Annotated in this window: 20 protein-coding genes; 15 read left to right on the forward strand and 5 right to left on the reverse strand. The window is 66.7% G+C overall.

What is annotated here, in order from left to right; translation table 11 throughout:
- Positions 1-47: 47 nt before the first annotated feature.
- The 5 genes from ACT4ML_RS08875 (at position 48) to ACT4ML_RS08895 (ending at position 3,958) form a co-directional block, all read left to right on the forward strand.
- Complete coding sequence (locus tag ACT4ML_RS08875; RefSeq protein ID WP_444720525.1) at positions 48-512, forward strand: hypothetical protein; 465 nt, start codon at positions 48-50, stop codon at positions 510-512.
- Between the two features lie 152 nt (positions 513-664).
- Positions 665-1,585, forward strand: a complete 921-nt coding sequence (locus tag ACT4ML_RS08880) for a substrate-binding domain-containing protein (protein ID WP_444720526.1) — start codon at positions 665-667, stop codon at positions 1,583-1,585.
- A gap of 27 nt (positions 1,586-1,612) precedes the next feature.
- Positions 1,613-2,284, forward strand: coding sequence for an ABC transporter permease (locus ACT4ML_RS08885; RefSeq protein ID WP_444720527.1), 672 nt, complete (start codon positions 1,613-1,615; stop codon positions 2,282-2,284).
- A 56-nt stretch (positions 2,285-2,340) separates the two neighbouring features.
- Positions 2,341-3,144 (forward strand): ABC transporter ATP-binding protein, encoded by an 804-nt coding sequence (locus ACT4ML_RS08890; RefSeq protein ID WP_444720614.1) that lies wholly within the window; start codon positions 2,341-2,343, stop codon positions 3,142-3,144.
- Positions 3,145-3,211: 67 nt separating this feature from the next.
- Positions 3,212-3,958 carry a TOBE domain-containing protein gene (locus ACT4ML_RS08895; RefSeq protein ID WP_444720615.1) on the forward strand — a complete coding sequence of 249 codons (747 nt, stop codon included), beginning with the start codon at positions 3,212-3,214 and terminating at the stop codon, positions 3,956-3,958.
- A 5-nt stretch (positions 3,959-3,963) separates the two neighbouring features.
- On the opposite strand, the gene ACT4ML_RS08900 is transcribed toward ACT4ML_RS08895, so the two are convergent.
- A complete protein-coding gene (locus tag ACT4ML_RS08900) occupies positions 3,964-4,629 on the reverse strand; it encodes an HD domain-containing protein (RefSeq protein ID WP_444720528.1) in 666 nt (221 codons plus the stop codon).
- Positions 4,630-4,762: 133 nt separating this feature from the next.
- On the opposite strand from ACT4ML_RS08900, the gene ACT4ML_RS08905 reads away from it, so the two are divergent.
- The 8 genes from ACT4ML_RS08905 to ACT4ML_RS08940 all read left to right on the forward strand — a co-directional run bounded on the left by ACT4ML_RS08905 (position 4,763) and on the right by ACT4ML_RS08940 (position 15,244).
- On the forward strand, positions 4,763-5,185 hold the full coding sequence (locus tag ACT4ML_RS08905; RefSeq protein ID WP_138245584.1) for a universal stress protein: 423 nt from the start codon (positions 4,763-4,765) through the stop codon (positions 5,183-5,185).
- A 113-nt stretch (positions 5,186-5,298) separates the two neighbouring features.
- Complete coding sequence (locus tag ACT4ML_RS08910; protein WP_444720529.1) at positions 5,299-5,796, forward strand: universal stress protein; 498 nt, start codon at positions 5,299-5,301, stop codon at positions 5,794-5,796.
- 138 nt (positions 5,797-5,934) lie between these two features.
- The gene (gene acs / locus ACT4ML_RS08915) at positions 5,935-7,935 is read left to right on the forward strand and encodes an acetate--CoA ligase (protein WP_444720530.1); all 2,001 of its coding nucleotides are present in this window, start codon (positions 5,935-5,937) and stop codon (positions 7,933-7,935) included.
- A gap of 132 nt (positions 7,936-8,067) precedes the next feature.
- Positions 8,068-10,284 carry a bacterio-opsin activator domain-containing protein gene (locus tag ACT4ML_RS08920; RefSeq protein WP_444720531.1) on the forward strand — a complete coding sequence of 739 codons (2,217 nt, stop codon included), beginning with the start codon at positions 8,068-8,070 and terminating at the stop codon, positions 10,282-10,284.
- A 272-nt stretch (positions 10,285-10,556) separates the two neighbouring features.
- Positions 10,557-12,533: an acetate--CoA ligase gene (gene acs, locus ACT4ML_RS08925; protein ID WP_444720532.1), complete on the forward strand. Its 1,977-nt coding sequence runs from the start codon at positions 10,557-10,559 to the stop codon at positions 12,531-12,533.
- 59 nt (positions 12,534-12,592) lie between these two features.
- Positions 12,593-13,087, forward strand: coding sequence for a DUF4212 domain-containing protein (locus ACT4ML_RS08930; protein ID WP_444720533.1), 495 nt, complete (start codon positions 12,593-12,595; stop codon positions 13,085-13,087).
- Complete coding sequence (locus ACT4ML_RS08935; protein WP_444720534.1) at positions 13,084-14,778, forward strand: VC_2705 family sodium/solute symporter; 1,695 nt, start codon at positions 13,084-13,086, stop codon at positions 14,776-14,778. The genes ACT4ML_RS08930 and ACT4ML_RS08935 overlap by 4 nt, the downstream gene beginning before the upstream one ends.
- A gap of 4 nt (positions 14,779-14,782) precedes the next feature.
- Positions 14,783-15,244 carry a universal stress protein gene (locus ACT4ML_RS08940; RefSeq protein ID WP_444720535.1) on the forward strand — a complete coding sequence of 154 codons (462 nt, stop codon included), beginning with the start codon at positions 14,783-14,785 and terminating at the stop codon, positions 15,242-15,244.
- Positions 15,245-15,389: 145 nt separating this feature from the next.
- Here ACT4ML_RS08940 and ACT4ML_RS08945 read toward each other — a convergent pair whose 3' ends face one another.
- Together ACT4ML_RS08945 and ACT4ML_RS08950 are read right to left on the reverse strand one after the other, a co-directional pair.
- A complete protein-coding gene (locus ACT4ML_RS08945; protein ID WP_444720536.1) occupies positions 15,390-15,611 on the reverse strand; it encodes a hypothetical protein in 222 nt (73 codons plus the stop codon).
- Positions 15,612-15,725: 114 nt separating this feature from the next.
- Positions 15,726-16,202, reverse strand: coding sequence for a cupin domain-containing protein (locus ACT4ML_RS08950; protein ID WP_444720537.1), 477 nt, complete (start codon positions 16,200-16,202; stop codon positions 15,726-15,728).
- Between the two features lie 342 nt (positions 16,203-16,544).
- Between ACT4ML_RS08950 and ACT4ML_RS08955 the strand changes: the two genes are divergently transcribed.
- Complete coding sequence (locus tag ACT4ML_RS08955; protein WP_444720538.1) at positions 16,545-17,111, forward strand: tRNA (cytidine(56)-2'-O)-methyltransferase; 567 nt, start codon at positions 16,545-16,547, stop codon at positions 17,109-17,111.
- Between the two features lie 48 nt (positions 17,112-17,159).
- On the opposite strand, the gene ACT4ML_RS08960 is transcribed toward ACT4ML_RS08955, so the two are convergent.
- Complete coding sequence (locus ACT4ML_RS08960; RefSeq protein WP_444720539.1) at positions 17,160-17,828, reverse strand: hypothetical protein; 669 nt, start codon at positions 17,826-17,828, stop codon at positions 17,160-17,162.
- Positions 17,829-17,957: 129 nt separating this feature from the next.
- On the opposite strand from ACT4ML_RS08960, the gene ACT4ML_RS08965 reads away from it, so the two are divergent.
- On the forward strand, positions 17,958-19,535 hold the full coding sequence (locus ACT4ML_RS08965) for a class I adenylate-forming enzyme family protein (RefSeq protein ID WP_444720540.1): 1,578 nt from the start codon (positions 17,958-17,960) through the stop codon (positions 19,533-19,535).
- 37 nt (positions 19,536-19,572) lie between these two features.
- On the opposite strand, the gene ACT4ML_RS08970 is transcribed toward ACT4ML_RS08965, so the two are convergent.
- Positions 19,573-20,583 (reverse strand): MBL fold metallo-hydrolase, encoded by a 1,011-nt coding sequence (locus ACT4ML_RS08970; RefSeq protein ID WP_444720541.1) that lies wholly within the window; start codon positions 20,581-20,583, stop codon positions 19,573-19,575.
- Positions 20,584-20,594: the final 11 nt, after the last annotated feature.

A 20,594-nucleotide genomic window follows, 5' to 3' on the forward strand; every position in this document is an offset into this window, starting at 1 on the left:
GCGTACTCCCGCTGAAACCTTATTCGCCTCGCCGTCGACGACCGGGTATGACAACCCATATCAGCGAGACGCAGGTCCGCCACTGGCTCGACGACACGGCGATCCGCGACGTGACCGAGCACACCGACGAGGACACCGCGTTCAATTTTCAGGTCGAACTCTCGCATCTACCGGTCCACGTGATCAAGGAGGGCGAGTTCGGCCCGGTTCGAATCGTCGGCCGCAGCGGGTTCGACACCGAGGAAACCAGAAATCTGCTCCGCGACGATCAGCAACGCGCCGAGTTGCTCCGGTACGTCGGGCCGATGCTGGCGGCGACGCCGGGGTTCTACACGTTTCTCAACGAGGAGGGAATCTCCTGTCAGTTGCGCGAAGCGGAGACGGTGCAGGTCGAGTACCGCGTCTATCCGGACGGCGCATCCCAGCAGGCGCTAATGGACGGGATCATGTCGATCGCGACGAGCATGCGGTACGTCCAGAACGTCGTCGCGGCGGTCGCACAGTCCGAGTGATTCGTCGACGGTCGACGCCGTTCCGGTCGGCGTTGCGTAACCGGAAATCGTTACTATTTCGCCGGTAGCGCCGTCTCGAGCGGGAGTCGTAACCGCTGGCGGCTATTCGGAGCGGTACGTTTATAGGAGTGTCTTCCATCGTTGTTCCCAATATGGAATATCGACGCCGGGAGGTCCTCGGGGCGAGCGCGGCGGGGATCGCGACGGCCGTTGCGGGCTGCATCGGATCGGGAGAGGACGACGGTGAGGGCTCGATCGCCGGCGAGGAACTCGCGCTCGCGACGACGACGAGTACGGAAGCGACGGGACTGCTCACCGAAATTAACGAAGCCTTCAGGGAGCGATACGGCGTGCGCGTCGCGGCCAACGCGGAGGGAACGGGTGCCTCGATCCGTTCCGCTCGAGACGGTAACGCGGACGTGATTCTGGTCCACGCCCGCTCGCGCGAAGACGAGTTCATGCAGGAGGGGTACGGCGTCAATCGGCGCGATCTGATGTTCAACGATTTCGTCGTCGTCGGCCCGAGCGACGACCCGGCCGGCATCGGCGACGCCGAGGGCGCGGCGGCCGCCTTCGACGCGATCGCGAGCGCCGAGGCGACGTTCGTCTCCCGCGGGGACGAGTCCGGAACGCACACGAAGGAACTCGTGATCTGGGACGAGGCCGGCGTCGAACCCGGCGGCGAGTGGTACCAGGAACTCGGGCAGGGGATGGGCGAGACGTTGACCAACGCGAACGAGTCGGGGGCCTACACGCTCGCCGATCGGGGCACGTACCTCTCGCGGGACGACCTCGACCTCGAGATCCTGGTGGAAGGGCCGATCGAGGGCGGCCCGGAGCTACTCGCGAACCCGTACGGGATCATGGCGGTCAACCCCGAGATTCATCCGAACGTCAACTACGACCTCGCGATGTCGTACATCGGGTTTTTCACGAGCCCCGAGGGCCAACAGATCATCGAGGAGTTCACCGCGAACGGCGAACAGCTGTTCTATCCCGAGGCCCTGTCGGCGGACCCGAACTTCCGGCAGTACGTCCCCGAAGGGTGGCAACCGGACTCGTCGGGCGATTGATCGCGGTCGGCTCTCCCCACACCACTAATGGCATTCGAAGCGTTCTCCGATCCGACCTATCTCCGGAGCATCATCCGGATCTCGCTGACGGTCAGTCTGATCGCGGTCCTGCTGAGTACCGCCCTGAGCCTGCCGATCGCCTTCGCCGTCGGCTTTTCGGACTTCAGGGGGAAGCGGTTCGTCACCGCCGTCATCAACACCGGGATGGGGTTTCCGAGCGTCGTCGTCGGACTCCTCGTCTGGTACGTCCTCTCGAATCAGGGGCCGCTGGGGACCCTGAACCTCATCTACACGCCCGAGGCGATGATCATCTCCCAACTCGTCCTCGCCGCGCCCGTGATCACCGGCGTCGCGCTCTCGGCGATCGAAGGCGTCGACGACGCCGTGCAGGGGGCCGCCTACGGGGTCGGTGGCACGCGAGCCGATGTCGCCCTGATTACGCTCAAAGAGGCCCGATACGGCGTCATCACGGGAATTCTCGCCGGGTTCGGTCGCGCGATCAGCGAGGTCGGCTCCGTCCTCATCGTGGGCGGTAACATCGCCTACGCCGACGGCACCTCGAAGACCCGAACCCTGACCACCGCGATCCAGTTCGAGGTCCGGAAGGGCGAGTTCGAAACGGCGCTGGTACTCGGCGCGGTGTTGCTCGTCCTCGTCTTGCTCGTCAACGGAATCGTCTTGCGACTCGGAGGTCGATGATGCACGAGAAATACGACGCCCACGAGAAACCCGCGTCCGATCCCGATGAGACGACCATGAACCTCGCGCTCGAGGACGTCGCCTACGGCGTCGACGGCACGGAAATCGTGACGGACGTTTCACTCGAGGTCGAGTCCGGCGAGATCGTGACGATCATCGGTCCCTCGGGGGCCGGCAAGACCACGCTGTTGCGGCTGGCCGCCCTGTTCGAGCGACCGACCGACGGCGTCGTCCGCTGTGACGGGACGGACCCGTGGGCTCGCTCTCGAGACGAGCGACTCGAGATCCGCCGGCGGATCGGCATGGTCTTCCAGCGGGCGAGCCTGTTCGAGACGACGGTGGCGCGCAACGTGGATATCGGCGGCCGGGTCCGCCGGCCGTGGTCCCAGCGGCTCCGGGACTTCGCACGGCGAGTCGTCGCTCGCTGGATTCGAGGCTCGCCGACGGTCGACGATCGCACCCTCGAGGCGCTCGAACTCGTCGGGCTCCGGGACGAGTGGGACCGCGACGCGGGGTCGCTGTCGGGCGGGGAGGCCCAGCGGGTGTCGTTCGCCCGCGCGCTCGCACCGCGACCGGAGTTGCTCGTCCTCGACGAGCCGACCTCCGATCTCGACCCGCGGAACACGGCCATCCTCGAGCGGGCGATCGAGCGGGTCCGCGAGCGCGACCGCGGCGTCTTGCTCGCGACCCACGACATGCACCAGGCCGAGCGGATCTCGGACCGCGTCGCCTTCTTACTCGAGGGGGAACTCGTCGAGGTCGGCCCGCCGGACCGGATCTTCGACGACCCGCGCGACGAGCGGACCGCCCGCTTCGTCCGCGGGGATCTATTGTACGATGAAAACGAACTTCCAGCCTGACCGCGAAGGGTGACTCGAGCGGTCCCATCGCGATCGGTCGGGACCACCGCGTGAGCCACCGATGACCATGGAAAAGGAGTTCGACCCCTATCTGCGGATCGACGATGTCGCAGTCGACCGCAGCGACGTCGCGATGTTGCGCGCGATCGACGACCGCGGCTCGCTGTCGGGCGCGGCCGAGGCCCTCGAGCGCTCCTATCCGCGGCTGCAACAGCGGGTGGTCGAACTCGAGGCGGCGATCGGCCCGCTGGTCGAGCGGACCCGCGGCGGGGCCGACGGCGGCGGGAGTTCCCTGACGGGGACGGCCAGAGACCTGCTGGCGCGGTTCGATCGGCTGGTCGCGGCCTACGAGGGCGTCGCCCGCGTCGACGAGACAGTGCTTTCAGGCCCGGTCGTCGACCGCGACGGCGAACTCGCGACCGTCGCGACCGGTGTCGGGGACGTGCTGGCGGTCGTGCCGTCCGACGCCGCGAGCGCGTCCGTGACGATCCGATCCGACGCCGTCAGCCTGCACGCGCCGAGCGACGTGCCACGAGCCGAGGGAACGAGCGTCAGAAATCGGTTTCCGGGGACCGTCTCGTGGCTCGAGGCCGGTGACGCGGTCGCGCGGGTGGGGATCGAACTGGCGGGTGACGGGAGTCCGGACGACGGCGACGAGAGTGTGAGTGCCGGCGACACCGAACTCGTCGCGCTCGTCACGCGGCGAAGCGTCGAGGCGCTGGGGCTCGAGCCCGGTCGATCGATCGTCGCCTCGGTGAAGGCGACGGCGGCCCGCGGCGTCGCGGACCGTGTGCGGAGGACCGACGGCGACTGACCGGGTTACTGCGTCCCGCCGACGCCGATCTCGTTCTCGAAGCGCGCGAAGAAGTCGTCGACGAACCGCCGGCGGGACTCGCCGAGGCGACGTCCGGGTTCGGTGTACAGCGCGTCCAGCCGCTCGTCGACCCACTCTCGAAGGAGCGTGATGTCCGGCAGCCCCGACGCGGCCAGTTCGGACGCCGACGCGTCGTCGATTACCGCGTACGGTTCGCCCCGTCTCCCCGACCGTTCGCCGACGATACAGGACAGTCGGACGATCCCGCGTGCGCCGGCGGCATCTAACTTGTCCGCGTCGAAGAGCAGCCGCGCCTCCAGCGTCTCCGGCTCCGGCGAACTCGCCCGAATACTGTGCGCCCGGATACAGTGCGTGACGGCGTCGATTCGGTCCGCCGCGACGCCTTCTCTCTCGAGGCGGTCCGCGGCCTCGGCCGCGCCCCACGCATCGTGATCGTCGATCTCGCCCGTTCGCTCCAGCGGGCGACCGATGTCGTGGAACCAGGCCGCCGCAGCGAGGACGTCTCGCTCGACGGCGCTTTCGCAGTCGTTCGCCAACCGAATCGATAGGTCTCGGACGCGGGTGGCGTGGAACCGATCGTGCGCCGGGAGGGCGTCGTCGTAATAGGGCATCGACAGCGCTCGAGCAAGGGGGGCCAATTCCTGTGGCATCGTGGCCGTGAGAAGCACCGGCCGATACTACAATCCTTCTGAACTATCAGAGAGACGATCGGATTTCGAGAGCGTCTCCGGACGGCGGCCGACGAGCCATAGGCCTTTCTCGAGGCGGGCCGTATCGACGTCCATGTACGACTCCGTTCTGGTCGCGACCGACGGCAGCGAGGCCGCGGCCACCGCGGTCGACCACGCGGTCGCGCTCGCCCAGCGGTTCGACGCGCCGCTGTACGGGATCGCCGTCGTCGACGAGCGGACCGATTACGACAGCGGTATCGTCGACCCCGAGGAGGCCCGCCGACACCTCGAAGAGCGCGCGGACGACTGGCTCGCGGATCTCGAGACGACGGCGACCGAGGGCGACGTGGCCGTCGAGACGGTGGTTCGGTCCGGCGTTCCCCACGAGGAGATCCTCGAGTACGCGGCCGAGGTGGACGCGGGTGCGGTCGTCCTCGGCTCCCGCGGCCGCTCGTCGTTCAAGGGTGCGCTGCTCGGGAGCACCGTCGATAGGGTCGTCAGAACCGCGGACCGCCCGGTACTGGTCGTCGGGTAGCGAATCCGACGGGCTCGGATCGGTCGCGAACCCCGCAGGACGGCGGTATCAGACGTGAGTGTCCGGTTAGTGGAGGGAGAACATTTACCACTGCTGTCGTGTGACGTAGTCGTATGTCACTGCTCGTTCCCTTCGACGGCTCGGAACTGGCGACCCATGCGCTCGAGCGCGCGTCGACGTTCGGCGACCTGCTCGACGAGGAGGTCGTCGTCCTGACGGTGATTCCGGACGACGCCGACTACGCGCGAGAGCGGGGCTGGATCACGCAGGGCGAGCCGTTCGACGCGGAGGCGATCGCGGCGGGGATGCAGACGCGCGCCGCGGATGTCGCGCCGGAAGCGACAGTCAGGGTCGAGCGGGTCAGCTCCGACGAACCGACCGCGACGTCGACGATGAACGTCGTCCGCGAGATCCGCCGCGTCGCCGGCGAGATCGAGGCGTCAGTCGTTTTCATCGGCTCGGAGAACGCCGGCTCGGTGATCGCGCCCCAGTCGAGCGTCGGGAGCCCGGTCGCGAACGACCAGCGCTACGACGTGTACGTCGTTCGCCGGCACGATACCGACGGCACCGAGGAAATCGTCGATATCGACTCGACGACGGACGAACCGTAGCCGACCTCGAGCGGGACCAACCACACTGTTGGGGGATGGATTCTCGCGAACGATAGCGCAGCGCCGTCCGTCTCTGCCCACCGGCTGGCGATTTGGAGGAACGTTTATTCCCCTGACCATCCACGGTTCGGACGAGATATGGTCGATCGGAACGGGTGGGACCGAGACGCGTCCGCACCCATCGGACCTACCCACACCCCGCCCGAGTCGTTCGTCGAGCAGGCGAACGTCTCCGATCCGGGGATCCACGAGGCGTTCGAGACGAACTGGCCGGAGTGTTGGAACCGCGCGGCCGACCTCCTCTCGTGGGACGAGGCCTACGACACCGTCCTCGAGGCCGAGGACGCCCCCTTCTACCGCTGGTTCGCGGACGGACGCCTCAACGCCTCGTACAACTGTCTGGACAGACACCTCGAGTCGGGGCGCAAGAACCACGCCGCGATCCGCTGGGAGGGCAAGCAGGGCGAGCGCCGGACCTACACCTATCGGGACCTCTACGTCGAGGTCAACGAGTTCGCGGCGGCGTTGCGGGACCTCGGCGTCGAGGAAGACGACGTGGTGACGATCTACCTGCCGATGATCCCCGAGTTGCCGATCGCCATGCTGGCGTGTGCCCGCATCGGCGCGCCCCACAGCGTCGTCTTCGCCGGGCTCTCCGCGGACGCGCTCGCGACGCGGATGGACGCGGCCGACAGCGAGTATCTGGTCACCTGCGACGGCTACTACCGCCGGGGCGACGCCTTCAACCAGAAGAGCAAGGCCGACAACGCCCGCATCGGCCTCGAGCAGGACGTTCGAACCGTCGTCGTGGATCGGCTCGGCGACGACCTGCCCCACGTCCTCGGCGACGACGAGTGGGACTATCACGACCTCCGCGACGAGTTCGCCGGCGCGACCGTCGAGCCGGTGTCCCGCGACGCCGAGGACATGCTGTTTCTCATGTACACCTCGGGGACCACCGGCGAGCCGAAGGGCGTCGTTCACTCGACGGGGGGCTATCTCGCCCACGTCGCGTGGACGAGCCACGCCGTCCTCGACGTCAAACCCGAGGACACCTACTGGTGTGCGGCCGACATCGGCTGGATCACCGGCCACTCCTACATCGTCTACGGGCCGCTGGCGCTGGGGACCACCACCGTGATGTACGAGGGAACGCCGGACTACCCCGACCGCGATCGGCTCTGGGAGATCGTCGACCGGAACGCCGTCGACGTCTTCTACACCGCGCCGACGGCCATTCGCGCGTTCATGAAGTGGGGCTCGGACTACCCCGACGCCCACGACCTGTCGTCGCTGCGGCTGCTCGGCACCGTCGGCGAGCCGATCAGCCCGCGCCCGTGGAACTGGTATCGCGAACACATCGGCGGCGGTGACTGCCCGGTCGTCGACACGTGGTGGCAGACCGAGACCGGCGCGGTCACGATCTCGACGCTACCGGGACTCGACGAGATGAAGCCCGGGTCGGCCGGCCCGCCGCTGCCGGGAATCGACGCCCGAATCGTCGACGAAGCCGGCGACGAGGTCGACCCCGGCGAGACGGGCTATCTCACGATCGCCCGCCCGTGGCCGGGGATGGCCCGCACGCTGTACGACAACGACGAGCGGTTCGTCACGGAGTACTGGCGGCGGTTCTCCGATCCCGACGAGGACGCGTGGCGCTACTTCAGCGGCGATACGGCTCGGATCGACGAGGACGGCTACATCACCGTCCTCGGCCGGGTCGACGACGTGATCAACGTCTCCGGCCACCGGCTCGGCACCATGGAGATCGAGAGTGTGATCGCCAACGTCGACGGCGTCGCCGAGGCCGCCGTCGTCGGCCGCTCGAGTCCGACCGGGGACACCGAGGTCTACGCGTACGTGAGCACCGAGAGCGGTCACGACTCCGACGCGGCGGTCCGGCGCGCGATCCGCGACGACATCGAGTCCGCGATCGGCCCGATCGCCCGACCCGAAGCGGTGATCTTCACCCCGGAACTGCCCAAGACCCGCTCGGGCAAGATCATGCGCCGCCTGCTCGAGGACGTCGCGAACGGTGAGGAACTCGGCGATACCAGCGCCCTGCGAAACCCGGAGATCGTCGGCGAGATCCAGGCCGAGATCGGCGAGGAGGGAGACCCCGACGGATCGATCCGATAGGATTTCGCTGTTTCTACGATCGCGAAACGCTCTCTCCTCGGCTATTGCCCACTGCAATCGAGGTTCTGCTAGAAACGTTGTTCAGTGGCGATACAATTATGTTCGCGCCGCCAGAATGGCCGAACAGAATCGATGAGTCTCGAGGGGAGTGTGGGGGACGTACTCGGGCGGCGGGAGTACGAGTCGCTGCTCGACGCGGCCGAAACCTACCGGGAGGCGCTGGTGATCCGGCTCTGCGGGGATGTCGGGCTTCGGCCGGTCGAGTTGACGCGGCTCACGATCGACGATATCGATCAGGTCCGGATCGATCCGCCGCGGTACCTGATCCGGGTGCCGACCGACGACGAGCGAGAGTCCCGAACAGCGTACCTGCCGACCCGCGTCGAACGGGAACTCCGACGCTACGCCCGCAGTAACGACCTCTCGACGGACGATCGGATCTTCACCGTGACGCCCCGCCGGCTACAGATGCTGGTCTCGGACGTCGCCGATCGAGCGAGCGATCTGGCCGACGACCGCAGTCTCGCCGATATCTCTACGAGCGATCTCCGCCAGTACTTCGCCCACACCGCGCTGGTCGACCACGACGTGAACCCGCGCGTCGTCAAGACCGCGGGCGGCTGGCGCAGCTTCGAAGCCCTCGAGTCCTACCTGCCCGAGCCGACCGACTCCCAGATCGTCGACGCCTTCGACGCCGTCGAGGAGCCGTCGGGTCCCCGGTCGGGCGATCCCCAGACCGGGCCCGCGGTGAGCGACGACAGCGTCGTCCGGCTCCTGTTGGCCGCGAGCGACCGGTACGCGCTCGTCCGCCTCGACGCGGACGGCTACGTCGAGCGCTGGAACCGGAGCGCGGCCGCGCTGTTCGGCTACCGCGCCGGCGAGATCGTCGGCACGCACGTCTCCGCGTTCTACACCGACGACGCCGTCGAGGACGGCGCGCCCGACCGCACGCTCTCGCGGGCCGTCGAGGAGTCCGGCTGCGAAACCGACGGCTGGCGGGTCCACAAGGACGGCTCGCGCTTTCGCGCGACCGAAGTCGTCTCGCCGCTGCGGGACGATCAGGGTCGCCACCGCGGGTTCGCCGTCTTCGTCCGCGACGGGACGGCCGCCCACGAGGAACTCGAGACCGTCCGGGAGCGCCGCGACGAACTCGAGGGGCTGTACGCGGTCGCCCGGCGACACCGGGACGTGACCGACGCGCTGCTCGAGTCGACCGATCACGAGGAGGTCGAGACGACGACGTGTACCGCGCTCACCGACGGGGAGGCCTACGATGCCGCGTGGATCGACCGAGCGACGATCTCGGATCGCCGCCGGGAGTGGCGCGCGTCCGGCGGGATCGATCCGGATGCGGTCGAGCGGCTCGTTCCCGACGAGTGGCGGGCGGACGAGCCGGTCGAGTCCCTCGCGGACGCGGAGCCGACGGAGACCGCCCGGTCGCGGGACGAGGCGGTCACGGTCGCGGATGACGTGACGGCGACGCTCGAGGACGGCGATTCGTTTGCGGGGGCCGTCGCGAAAGTCCCGCTCGCGTACGGCGATACCGTCTACGGGACGCTCTCGGTCGCGACCGACCGACCGGCGGCGTTCGGCGAGGACGAGCGCACGTGGCTCGCGACGATCGGCCGACAGGTCGGCTACGCGATCGCCGCCATCCGCCGGCGGAACCTCCTGTTGTCCGATCGCGTGATCGAACTCGAGGTCGCCTGTCGGGACGACCGCTCCTTTTTCGTCGACGCCTCGCGCCAACTCGACTGCCGGTTCGAACTCGACTCGCTGGTGCCGATCGACGAGTCGACCCAGCTCTACTACGTCCGGCTCGAGGGGGCGTCGCCCGCCGACGTCTTCGACCTCGCCGACGCCGCGCCCGGGATCGAGGACTGCCGGCTAGTCGAGACCGACGAGGACGGCTGGCGCGTCGAGTTCGTCATCGAGGGCTCCTGTCCCATCGTCACGCTGACCGAGTACGGCGTGACCGTCCACGAAGCGATCTTCGAGGCCGGCGCGGCGACGCTCACCGGCGACTGCGCGGCCGACGCCGACCTCCGGACGATCATAGACGGCCTCCGCTCGTCGTTTCCCGACTCCGAACTGCTCGGGAAACGCGAGGCCGAACGGACCGTCCAGACGGCCCGCGAGTTCCGCGAGGGCCTCGAGGACCGGCTGACCGACCGACAGGAGGCCGCGCTCCGAGCGGCCTACTTCGGCGGCTACTACGACTGGCCCCGGGAGAGCACGGCCGAAGAAGTCGCCGACGCGATGGGAGTCTCCTCGCCGACGCTGCACAACCACCTGCGGAAGGGCCAACACGAGTTGCTCCGGACGTTCCTCGACGATCCGGACGGCTAGGCTGGGACCGCGTTCCGTCGGCCATCGAGACTAAGTCTCTAGAGAGTCCGTCGGTTCCGGACGAATCCAGCGCCAAAATATACGTTCGTTGTCATCCGTTATCGCTCGGAACCCCCGTTTCGCACTCGAAAACCCGAACGTTCGGGGGCGACGGTCGGCTATCAGGACCTAATATAGTCAATATATGCTAGGTTCCCCTCCGAGTATCGGGTCGATTTTGCACAACTAGAGGCCGCCTTTACTATGGATGTACTCGATTGAGTGGGTGTACCATGTCACAGGACAATGCCAACCTCGAGGCACGACTCGCGGAGCAGGAGGCCTTCGAGCCGCCCGAGTCGTTCGTCGAGCAGGCAAACGTCTCTGATCCGGGGATCTACGAGGAGTTCGAGGAGAACTGGCCGGAGTGTTGGGAGCGTGCGGCCGACCTCCTCTCGTGGGACGAGGAGTACGATTCCGTGCTCGAGGACGACAACGCGCCGTTTTACGAGTGGTTCACCGACGGGAAACTCAACGCGTCGTACAACTGTCTCGATCGGCACGTAGAGGAAGGACGCGGCGACAGCGTCGCGATCGAGTGGGAGGGCGAACTCGGGGAGACGCGAACCTTCACCTACGACGAACTCTTGGACGAGGTCGAGGACTTTGCCGCGACGCTGCGCGACCTCGGCGTCGAGGAGGACGACGTCGTCACGCTGTACATGCCGATGGTGCCGGAGCTGCCCATCGCGATGCTGGCGTGTGCCCGCATCGGCGCACCGCATAGCGTGGTCTTCGCCGGCTTCTCGGCCGACGCGCTGGCGACGCGGATGAACTCGGCCGACAGCGAGTATCTGGTCACCTGCGACGGCTACTACCGTCGCGGCGACGCGCTCGATCACATCTCGAAGACCAACGAGGGCCTCGAGGGGGTCGAGCACGAGGTCTCCGATGTCGTGGTCGTCGACCGACTGGGCGACGACTTAGAGCACGACCTCGCGGAGAACCAGCACGACTACGACGAACTCGTCGCCGAACACGAGGGGTCGACGGTCGAGCCGGTCTCCCGGGACGCCGAGGACATGCTGTTCCTGATGTACACTTCGGGGACGACCGGCGAGCCGAAGGGCGTCAAGCACACCACCGGCGGCTACCTCGCCTACACGGCGTGGACGAGCCACGCAGTCCTCGACATCGAGGCCGACGACACCTACTGGTGCTCGGCCGACATCGGCTGGATTACCGGTCACTCCTACATCGTCTACGGTCCCCTCGCGCTGGGGACGACGAGCGTAATGTACGAGGGGACGCCGGACTACCCCGAGAAGGACCGGCTGTGGGAGATCGTCGAGAAGAACGGCGTCGACATCTTCTACACCGCGCCGACGGCCATCCGCGCGTTCATGAAGTGGGGCTCGGAGTACACCGAGAACCACGACCTCTCCTCGCTGCGGCTGCTCGGCACCGTCGGGGAACCGATCAATCCGCGCGCGTGGAAGTGGTACTACAAGCACATCGGCAACGAGGAGTGCCCGATCGTCGACACCTGGTGGCAGACCGAAACCGGCGGCATGATGATCACGACGCTGCCGGGGGTCAACACCATGAAACCCGGTTCCGCGGGCCCGCCGCTGCCAGGGATCGACGCTCGAGTCGTCGACGCCGAAGGCGAGGAAGTAGACGCCGGACAGGCCGGCTACGTCACGGTCGACAACCCGTGGCCCGGCATGCTCCGGACGCTATATAACAACGACGAGCGGTTCATCGAAGAGTACTGGCAGGAGTACTCCGACGAGGAGGCAGACGAGTGGGTCTACTTCCCCGAGGACGGCGCGAAGATCGACGACGACGGCTACATCACCATCCTCGGCCGGGTCGACGACGTGATCAACGTCTCCGGCCACCGGCTGGGCACGATGGAAATCGAATCTGCCGTCGTCGGCGTCGAGGGGATCGCCGAAGCCGCCGTCGTCGGCGGCGACCACGAGGTCAAAGGCGAAGCCGTCTACGTCTACGCCATCCCCGAAGACGGCTACGAGGGCAACGAGGAACTCGAGGAGCGGGCCGTCGAGGCCGTCCTCGATTCCATCGGGCCGATCGCCAAGCCCGAGGAGGTCGTCTTCACGCACGAACTGCCCAAGACGCGCTCGGGCAAGATCATGCGTCGCCTGCTCGAGGACATCGCGAGCGGCAACGAACTCGGGAACACCTCGACGCTGCGTAATCCCGAGGTCGTCGACGACATCGCAGACCAGGTAGCGACCGACTAATCGATCGCCGTTCGATTTTCGAGATTCAACAACGACACACTCACACGATTCGCATACATATGCCAGATAATAACACTCACGACTCAGCCGACAACCGAACCGCAACGGACGGTGGCGTGGCCGGACAGGCCGGCCAAGCCCACCGAAACACCGACTACCTCGGCTCGGAGGTGAACCTGCTGAACCCGAGTACGCCGTTCATGCGCGATCACCTGCGCATCGTCTGGACCGGCTTCGCCATCTGGGTCCTCGCGGTCTGGGGCCCGGTGACGGCGACGTACCTCGCGACCGACGCGATGACGACGCAGATGCCGGTGCTCGGCTTCCCGCTGCACTACTTCCTGGTCGCCTTCGGCGCGCCGACCAGCGCGCTGATCCTGTCGTTCTGGTACTCGCGAAAGCGCGACGCGTTAGACGAGAAGTACGGCATCGATCACGCGACCGCCGGCGGAACCAGCCGCGGTGGCGAGGCCGCTGGTGCTGATGGGGGTGAGCGATCCGACGGATCGCGAGCCTCGTCGGAGCAACGCTCTGACGGAGGTGTGGACGAATGACGGGCGTTCCGGTCGTTCCGTTACAGGAGAGCCTCCTTCCCGAAGCGTTGGACATTTCGTTCAAGACGCTTCCCGCGCTCCTCGTGGTGGGGATGCTGGGCCTGTTCCTCGCCATCGGCTTCGTCTTCCGCGTGGCCGACACCGAGGACATGTGGGTCGCCGGCCGCTCCATCGGGAACCTGGAGAACGGGATGGCGATCGGCGCGAACTGGATGTCGGCGGCCTCCTACCTCGGAATGGCGGCCTCGATCGCACTGGCCGGCTTCTACGGGCTGGTGTACGTCGTCGGCTGGACGACGGGCTACTTCATCCTCCTGATCTTCATGGCCGCACAGCTGCGCCGGTTCGGGAAGTACACGGCACCCGACTTCGTCGGCGACCGGTTCAACTCCGACAGCGCACGCGCTATCGCGGCCGTGACGACGTTCCTCATCGGGTTCGTCTACGCCATCGGGCAGGCGAAGGGCATGGCGCTCGTCGGCCTGTACATCTTCGGCGACTACGGCGGCCTCATCCCCGGCCTCGACGGCTACCAGGTGATGGTCGTCGCCATGATGATTATTACCGTCGCGTACCTGACGCTGTCCGGTATGATGGGCGCGACGAAGAACCAGGCGGTCCAGTACGTCATCCTCATTCTGGCGTTCGTGGTCGGCCTGCTCGTCGTCGGCTACACGAACGGCTACTCGACGGTGCTGCCCCAACTCGAGTACGGGATGCTGATCGACGACCTCGGGAGCGAGTTCAGCGAACCGTTCGCGGGTGATAGTAGCTACTACCTGTGGGTCGCGACTACATTCTCGCTGATCGTCGGGACCTGCGGACTGCCCCACGTGCTGGTGCGGTTCTACACGGTCGAGAGCGAACGAACGGCCCGCTGGTCGACCGTCTGGGGGCTGTTCTTCATCTGCATCCTCTACTGGAGCGCCCCGGCGTTCGCGGCGTTCGGGACCGACCTCTACACGCAGAACGTCGCTCCGACCTACGGCGACCCCGGCATGACCGGTGCAGCCAGCGAGGTCATCGTCGTGCTGGCGGCCCAGCTGTCGAACCTGCCCCAGTGGTTCGTCGGACTGATCGCGGCCGGCGGGATCGCCGCGGCGATCGCGACGATCGCCGGCCTCTTCATCGCCGGTTCCTCGGCGATCAGCCACGACATCTACACGAACATCATCAACGAGGACGCGACCCAGCGCCAGCAGATCCTCGTCGGTCGTCTCTCGATCGTCGCGCTCGGCGTGCTGACGACGCTGGCCGCGCTCGACCCCGCGTCGTCGATCGCCGCGCTCGTCGGCTACGCGTTCGCGCTGGCCGGCTCCGTGCTGTTCCCGATGTTCTTCCTCGGGATGTGGTGGGAGAACGCCAACCGTCAGGGCGCTCTCGCCGGCATGACCACCGGGCTCGTCGGCTGGTCGATCCCGATGATCAACGAGATCGTGCCGAACTACGTCTCGTCGCTCGAGGCCCCGCTGTCGGCGGGGCTGGCCCAGTGGATGCCGGCCATCGGGTCGGCGCTCATCACGCTGCCGATCGTCTTCGCGGTCACCATCATCGTCTCGCTGATGACGGACGAACCGCCGATGGAGACCAAGCGCGTCGTTCGGCAGTGTCACAGCCCCGAACCGATGCGCCAGCAACAGACCGCCGAAGACGTCGTGACCGACGGGGGCGAGACCCCCGCGGACGACTGAACCCATGTACGAACGAATACTCGTTCCGACTGACGGAAGCGACACGGCCGAGATGGCGGTCGAGCACGCGCTCGATCTCGCCGAACAGTACGGGGCGGAGCTACACGCCCTGTACGTGGTCGATACCAACGCGATGAGTCTCAGCCTCGGCGGCGAGCAACTCGACCGCATCGAGCAGGGCCACTACGGCGAGATGGACGAGGTGCGGGAACGCGCCGAACGCGCCACCGGCTACGTGGCCGACCGCGCGGCCGAGCGGGGGATCGAAACCGTCGAGCACGTCTCGGCGGGGCGACCCCACGACATGATCGCCAACTACGTCGCCGACAACGGAATCGATCTCGTCGTCATGGGATCGCACGGCCGGTCGGGCGTCAGACGGGCGCTGCTCGGCAGCGTGACCGAACGGACGCTTCGCTCGACCCGCGCACCGGTCCTCGTCATCGACACGGACGAAAGCGAGTAATCGATCGGGACGCAGCTTTTTTCGCGACACCACTCGAGTAGCGACGGCGAATCCGATCCGGCAGGCGGTGAGAACAGTCGGCGGCGCTGTCGGTGTTACTTTGACGGGGTCGTCCGATCGACCGGTCCAGAACCGGCCGTCGAGACTATTGGTTCTGGCGTCTGGTCGCGAGTTCGAAGTTCCAGATGAACCCGAAGTACGCGACGATTCCCGCGAGCATGAGCATGTAATACACCAACGTCGGCGGCCCGAGCAGGTAGTTGACCGTCTCGACGATCGTCACCCAGACGACCGCGAACGCGAGATCCGTCAGGATCCCCCACCGCTCCTGCCGTGCGGTCCGGAGCCACTCGCCGGCCCCCGTCATCGGCGCACCACCCGGTTCCTGAAAGCGACCATAGTGTGACCCTTTCGCAGGGGGCCGAAAAAGCCTATCGGAGAGGCCGGTCGCCGACCGCCGCTCGAGGCCGGCTCCGACCCGCTACTCGTCCCAGTACGCCGTCTCGTCGTCGATGCGATAGTAGCCCTCGAGCGACCGCTCGTCGCGGCCGCCCGGCGGTGAACCGACGAAGACGCCGAATTTCTCCATCCCGGGATAGACGGTGATATCCGGCTCGTTCATCGTCGACATCGCCAGATACCGGAGCGGTTCCTCGCCGTCGTTGACGACCCTGTGACCGCCGCGTTCGTCCGCCGGGAGCGTCACGTAGTCGCCGGCCACAAGCGGCTCGAGGCCGCCCTCGGTTTCGAGCTGGCCGTCGCCCGCCAGCACGTAGATCGCCTCCTCGTTGGCCGTGTGGTAGTGATAGGGCCACGACCGCATGCCGGCCGGCAGTTCGTAGAGGCTGCAGCCGAGGTCGTCGGCGTCGACGGCGTTGGAGAGCTCTTTTCGGCGGAACGCGGTCTCCCCGTGATCGTACTCCTTCCAATCAAGAGTCGATTCGTTGACCTTCTCCATAGCCTGTTACTGACAGGCACAACAGTATAAGCGTTCTCGAGCCTCGAATCGTGTCAGGTCACGACTGATCGGGGCACGAGAGGGGAACGAACCGATCGGTGGGTGCAGCGCAGCATCCGCTCGCGAAGCGAGCGGTTCACCGAGCGCGCCCTCGGCGCGCTCGGCCTTTTTCATCGAAGTTTTTGTGCCAGCGCGGGACCTTCGGTCCCGCGGGCCATGCGAACGGGCGCGTAGCGCCCGTGAGCAGACGAGCGGTGAGCGAGCATAGCGAGCGAACCCGAGGCACAAAAAGTTCGGTCGGAAAACGAAACCCCCTAACCCCGTCCGAGAGTGAGTTCGCACATGCACGACGATAGCGAGGTCGTCGTCCTCCGGCTCGGCCACCGCCCCGGCCGGGACGATCGGATGACGACCCACGTCGGACTGACCGCGCGGGCGCTGGGTGCCGACCGCGTGCTCTTTCCCGACAACGCCGGCCAGTCGCTCGAGACCGTCGCGGACATCACCGATCGGTTCGGCGGTCCCTTCGAGGCCGAACTCACGGAGTCGCCCCAAGCCGTCATCCGCAACTGGGAGGGGCGAGTCGTCCATCTCACGATGTACGGCGAGCGCGTCCAAGACATCGAGGACGAGATTCGGTCGGCCCATGCGACCGAGGGCGAGTCGCTCCTGCTCGTCGTCGGCTCCGAGAAGGTTCCCTTCGACGTCTACGAGGAAGCCGACTGGAACGTCGGCGTCACCAACCAGCCCCACTCCGAAGTGGCCGGTCTCGCCGTCTTCCTCGACCGATTGTTCGAGGGGCAGGAACTCGAGCAGGAGTGGAGCGGTGCCGATCGAGAGGTGATCCCGATGGAGACGGGCAAGCGCGTCGAGTCGGCAGGGTCGGACGCCGACGCGGAGCGAGACTAGCGACGCACGAAGCGATCGGTCCCGCTGTATCGCGGGTCGACTGTCGACTCAGCCGCCCAGTCGAAACAGCCGGAACGGTCGGCGGAGCCGGCTGCTGACTGTCCCCACGAGAGTTCGGATAAACGGGCCGGCCCCCATCTCGTTTTCGTCGATCCGATACCCGTTTCCGATCCGTTCGATCGGCCCCGACTCGCCGTGGATCTCCAGTAACCGCTCGAGGTCCTCGTCCAGTAGGCCGGTTCGGTCGCAGATTTCGTCATCGGTGAGCGGGCGGTCGGCCTCGCGGAGCGTCTCGAGCAGCCATCGGTTGTGCTGGCCCACAAGGGCAACCTCGTCTTTCGTCATGGCCTCAGCAGTCGTGTCCGGTTCGCCATCGGTGGTCGCTCCGCCGCTGTGTCGTGCATACAACCCGTCGAGGCAGATCCAACAACCCGCCGCGAGGAGGGCGCTGCCGAACCAGAGGCCGCCATCTCGGAACTGGACGACACCGGCGATGACGGCAAACGAACCGAACCCGATCCCAGCGAGTGCCGGATCGATGTCTGCGCTGTCGAACGCGGCTTCGCCGAGCGGCGCGATGACTGCGGCCACGAGGACCATCCCGATGATGGACGCGTCAACGCCGAGAGCGAAGAGGACGCCGGCGAAGACACCTACCGTGACGATATCCGCGGTGTCGATCCGATTGCGGAGCCACGTGACGGACCCGGAGGTCATTTGTCGTCCGTAATACAATAACAGTGGTAAGTGTATCGCTCGAGTCAGCAGCCTATCGGGACGATCGAATGCTCTGTCCCGGTACTGTGTGGGGTACAATTTTAAGCACGGCCCTCGGTACCACAAATCATGGATCTGGAAGCGGTCGATCAGTCCGCGCGAGCGGGGAACGTCGCGAAACTGTTCGACCAGACCGCAGTGCACCACGGGGAGACGCAGGCGATGGAGCACCACGGCCGGCACTGGACCCACGCGGAGGTCCGGGACTGGACGGCCGAACTCGCCGGCGGCCTCCACGATCTCGGCCTCGAGCCCGGCGACCGAATGCTGGTCTTCCTGCCGAACTGCCCGCAGTACCTCGTCGCTTCGCTCGGCGCGTTCAAGGCCGGCGTCGAGATCTCGCCGGTCAATCCCCAGTACAAACGCCGCGAAGTGGCCTACCAGCTCGAGGACACGGCAGCGAAGGCGATCGTCACCCACCCAGCGCTGCGCGAGGTCGTCGACGAGGCGATCGCGGATGCCGAGATGGAGCCGGAAATCATCACGATTCAAAGCGAGGAGTGGCCCCGGGACCCCGAGGACCACGCCTTCGAAGAACTGCGCGGCGAGCCGACGCTGGTCGACCGCGCCGACGACGACGTGGCGCTGCTGCCCTACACCTCCGGGACGACCGGCGATCCGAAGGGGGTCCAGCTCACCCACGGCAACACGCGGGCACAGCTCCTGTGGCCGCTGACCGCCTCGAACGTCGACGTCGACCCCGACGACATCCGCAGTCTGACGTGGCTCCCGCTGTACCACATCACCGGTTTTACCCACACCGCCCTCCAGCCGCTGGTCGGCGGCGGGCGGCTCTACTTCCGTAGCGCACTCGAGTGGGACGCCCAGGAGTGCATGCAACTCATCGAGGACGAGGGAATCACCCACTTCGTGGGCGTGACGACGATGTACGCGGATATGGTCGAGGCCGAGGACTTCGGCGAGTACGATCTCACCAGCCTCGAGTCAGCGTCCGAGGGCGGCGCGAAGCTTTCGACGGCAGTCCAAGAGCGATTCGAGGAGACTGCGGGCGTGAATATCTCCGAGGGATACGGCCTCACCGAGACCCACGGCGCGACCCACACCCAGAGCGGCTCGACTTTTGGCCTGAAACACGGCACGATCGGCCAGCCCTTGCGGATGACCGACTGCAAGATCGTCGACGAGTCGGGCGACGAAGTCCCGCCCGGCGAGGAGGGCGAACTCGTCGTCCGCGGGCCGCAGGTCATGAAGGGGTACCTCAACCTGCCCGAGGCGACCGAGGCGGCCTTCACCGAGAACGGCTACTTCCGGACCGGCGACATCGCCCGCCGCGACGGGAACAACTACTACGAAATCGTCGATCGCAAGAAGCACATGATCAACACCGCCGGCTACAACGTCTATCCCAGCGAACTCGAGAACCTCCTGCTCGAGCACGAGGCCGTCGCCGACGTCGCCGTCGTCGGGATTCCGGACGACCGGCGCAACGAGGTGCCGAAGGCGTTCGTCGTCCCCGCCGAGGGCGTCGCCCCCGGCAGCGACGTGACGGCCGCGGAACTCACTGAGTTCTGTCTGGAGGAGGTGGCCAGCTACAAACACCCGCGCGAGATCGAGTTCATCGAGGAACTCCCGCGGACGACGAGCGGGAAGATCCAGAAGTACAAACTCGAGGAGGGCGAGGCGTAACCACCCGCTCCCGTCGCGACCGGTCGGACCGGCGCTTTCACTGCGTTTCGTAGTAGCGGACGCCGTCGTCGGTCTCGTACGAGACGGAGCCTCGGTTCTCGAGCGTTCCCAGCGCCCCAAGCGTGTCGAGAACCGGCGCGTGATAGCGGACGTTCCCGACCCGCTCTTCGGCGATCGAAAGCGGCGTCGCGGGTTCGATCGCCTCGAGTGCCGTCCGCGTCTCCTCGAGGAGCGTGTCCAGCCGCTCGCGCGTCGTCTCGACGACTCGCTGGGGGTCCTCGAACGCGGGGCCGTGGCCGGGGAAGACGTGTGTCGCGGTCGTCTCGGCCAGCCGGTCCATCGCCTCGTAGTAGGCCCCGACTCCCTCGTAGGCTCCGCGATCGAATCCGACCTGAAAAGCCCCGGCGCGGAACGGTTCGATGAGCGTATCGCCCGCGAAGAGGACCGTCGTTCCGTCCACAGTCGTCTCGTAGCAACAGTGATCGATCTCGTGGCCGGGCGTTTCGAAGACCTCGAACTCGCGGTCACCGACAGAAACCGGCCCCACGGGATCGAACGGCTGGACGGTTTCGGCATCGATTAATCGCCGGTCCCTGCGGCGCGACTCGAGTTCCTCCTCGAGGATGTCGTCGCCGTCCTCGCCCCGATAGCCCGCCGATCGCGCCGTCTCCCGGAGTCCGGACCGGATCGTCTCGAGGTCGCGCTCGAGTCGCGAAATCGCCGCCTGCGAGACGTGCACCGTCGCACCGGCGTCCCGGAGCGCCGGGAGTTGGCCGAGATGGTCGCTGTGGACGTGAGTCACGAGAACGTGATCGATATCGGCCGGTTCGTAGCCGAACTCGGCGAGTCCGTCCCGCAGTTCCGACTCGCCGTCCTCGCCGGGTGCGCCCGCGTCGATCAGGATCGGGTCGGGCCCCTCGAGCAGGTAGGCGGCGACGTGTTTCGGCGGCCACGGAACGTCGAACTCGAGGCGACGAACGTGCGACAGATCGGGGTCAGCGGGGTCGGCCCGAACGGCACCGCACGACCCGTCGGCATCGGTAGTCATCGTCTCGAGAC

The sequence above is a fragment of the Natrinema sp. LN54 genome (assembly GCF_052439245.1).
Classification (GTDB): domain Archaea; phylum Halobacteriota; class Halobacteria; order Halobacteriales; family Natrialbaceae; genus Natrinema; species Natrinema versiforme_A.

Bases quoted from the DNA above. Each gene is read 5' to 3' on its own strand.
- ACT4ML_RS08880 (WP_444720526.1), top strand. From the start codon at position 665: ATGGAATATCGACGCCGGGAGGTCCTCGGGGCGAGCGCGGCGGGGATC.
- ACT4ML_RS08910 (WP_444720529.1), top strand. From the start codon at position 5,299: ATGTCACTGCTCGTTCCCTTCGACGGCTCGGAACTGGCGACCCATGCG.
- ACT4ML_RS08875 (WP_444720525.1), top strand. From the start codon at position 48: ATGACAACCCATATCAGCGAGACGCAGGTCCGCCACTGGCTCGACGAC.
- ACT4ML_RS08950 (WP_444720537.1), bottom strand. From the start codon at position 16,202: ATGGAGAAGGTCAACGAATCGACTCTTGATTGGAAGGAGTACGATCAC.
- ACT4ML_RS08905 (WP_138245584.1), top strand. From the start codon at position 4,763: ATGTACGACTCCGTTCTGGTCGCGACCGACGGCAGCGAGGCCGCGGCC.
- ACT4ML_RS08935 (WP_444720534.1), top strand. From the start codon at position 13,084: ATGACGGGCGTTCCGGTCGTTCCGTTACAGGAGAGCCTCCTTCCCGAA.
- ACT4ML_RS08970 (WP_444720541.1), bottom strand. From the start codon at position 20,583: ATGACTACCGATGCCGACGGGTCGTGCGGTGCCGTTCGGGCCGACCCC.
- ACT4ML_RS08955 (WP_444720538.1), top strand. From the start codon at position 16,545: ATGCACGACGATAGCGAGGTCGTCGTCCTCCGGCTCGGCCACCGCCCC.
- ACT4ML_RS08885 (WP_444720527.1), top strand. From the start codon at position 1,613: ATGGCATTCGAAGCGTTCTCCGATCCGACCTATCTCCGGAGCATCATC.
- ACT4ML_RS08895 (WP_444720615.1), top strand. From the start codon at position 3,212: ATGGAAAAGGAGTTCGACCCCTATCTGCGGATCGACGATGTCGCAGTC.
- ACT4ML_RS08965 (WP_444720540.1), top strand. From the start codon at position 17,958: ATGGATCTGGAAGCGGTCGATCAGTCCGCGCGAGCGGGGAACGTCGCG.
- ACT4ML_RS08900 (WP_444720528.1), bottom strand. From the start codon at position 4,629: ATGCCACAGGAATTGGCCCCCCTTGCTCGAGCGCTGTCGATGCCCTAT.
- acs (WP_444720530.1), top strand. From the start codon at position 5,935: ATGGTCGATCGGAACGGGTGGGACCGAGACGCGTCCGCACCCATCGGA.
- acs (WP_444720532.1), top strand. From the start codon at position 10,557: ATGTCACAGGACAATGCCAACCTCGAGGCACGACTCGCGGAGCAGGAG.
- ACT4ML_RS08940 (WP_444720535.1), top strand. From the start codon at position 14,783: ATGTACGAACGAATACTCGTTCCGACTGACGGAAGCGACACGGCCGAG.
- ACT4ML_RS08890 (WP_444720614.1), top strand. From the start codon at position 2,341: ATGAACCTCGCGCTCGAGGACGTCGCCTACGGCGTCGACGGCACGGAA.
- ACT4ML_RS08960 (WP_444720539.1), bottom strand. From the start codon at position 17,828: ATGACCTCCGGGTCCGTCACGTGGCTCCGCAATCGGATCGACACCGCG.
- ACT4ML_RS08920 (WP_444720531.1), top strand. From the start codon at position 8,068: ATGAGTCTCGAGGGGAGTGTGGGGGACGTACTCGGGCGGCGGGAGTAC.
- ACT4ML_RS08945 (WP_444720536.1), bottom strand. From the start codon at position 15,611: ATGACGGGGGCCGGCGAGTGGCTCCGGACCGCACGGCAGGAGCGGTGG.
- ACT4ML_RS08930 (WP_444720533.1), top strand. From the start codon at position 12,593: ATGCCAGATAATAACACTCACGACTCAGCCGACAACCGAACCGCAACG.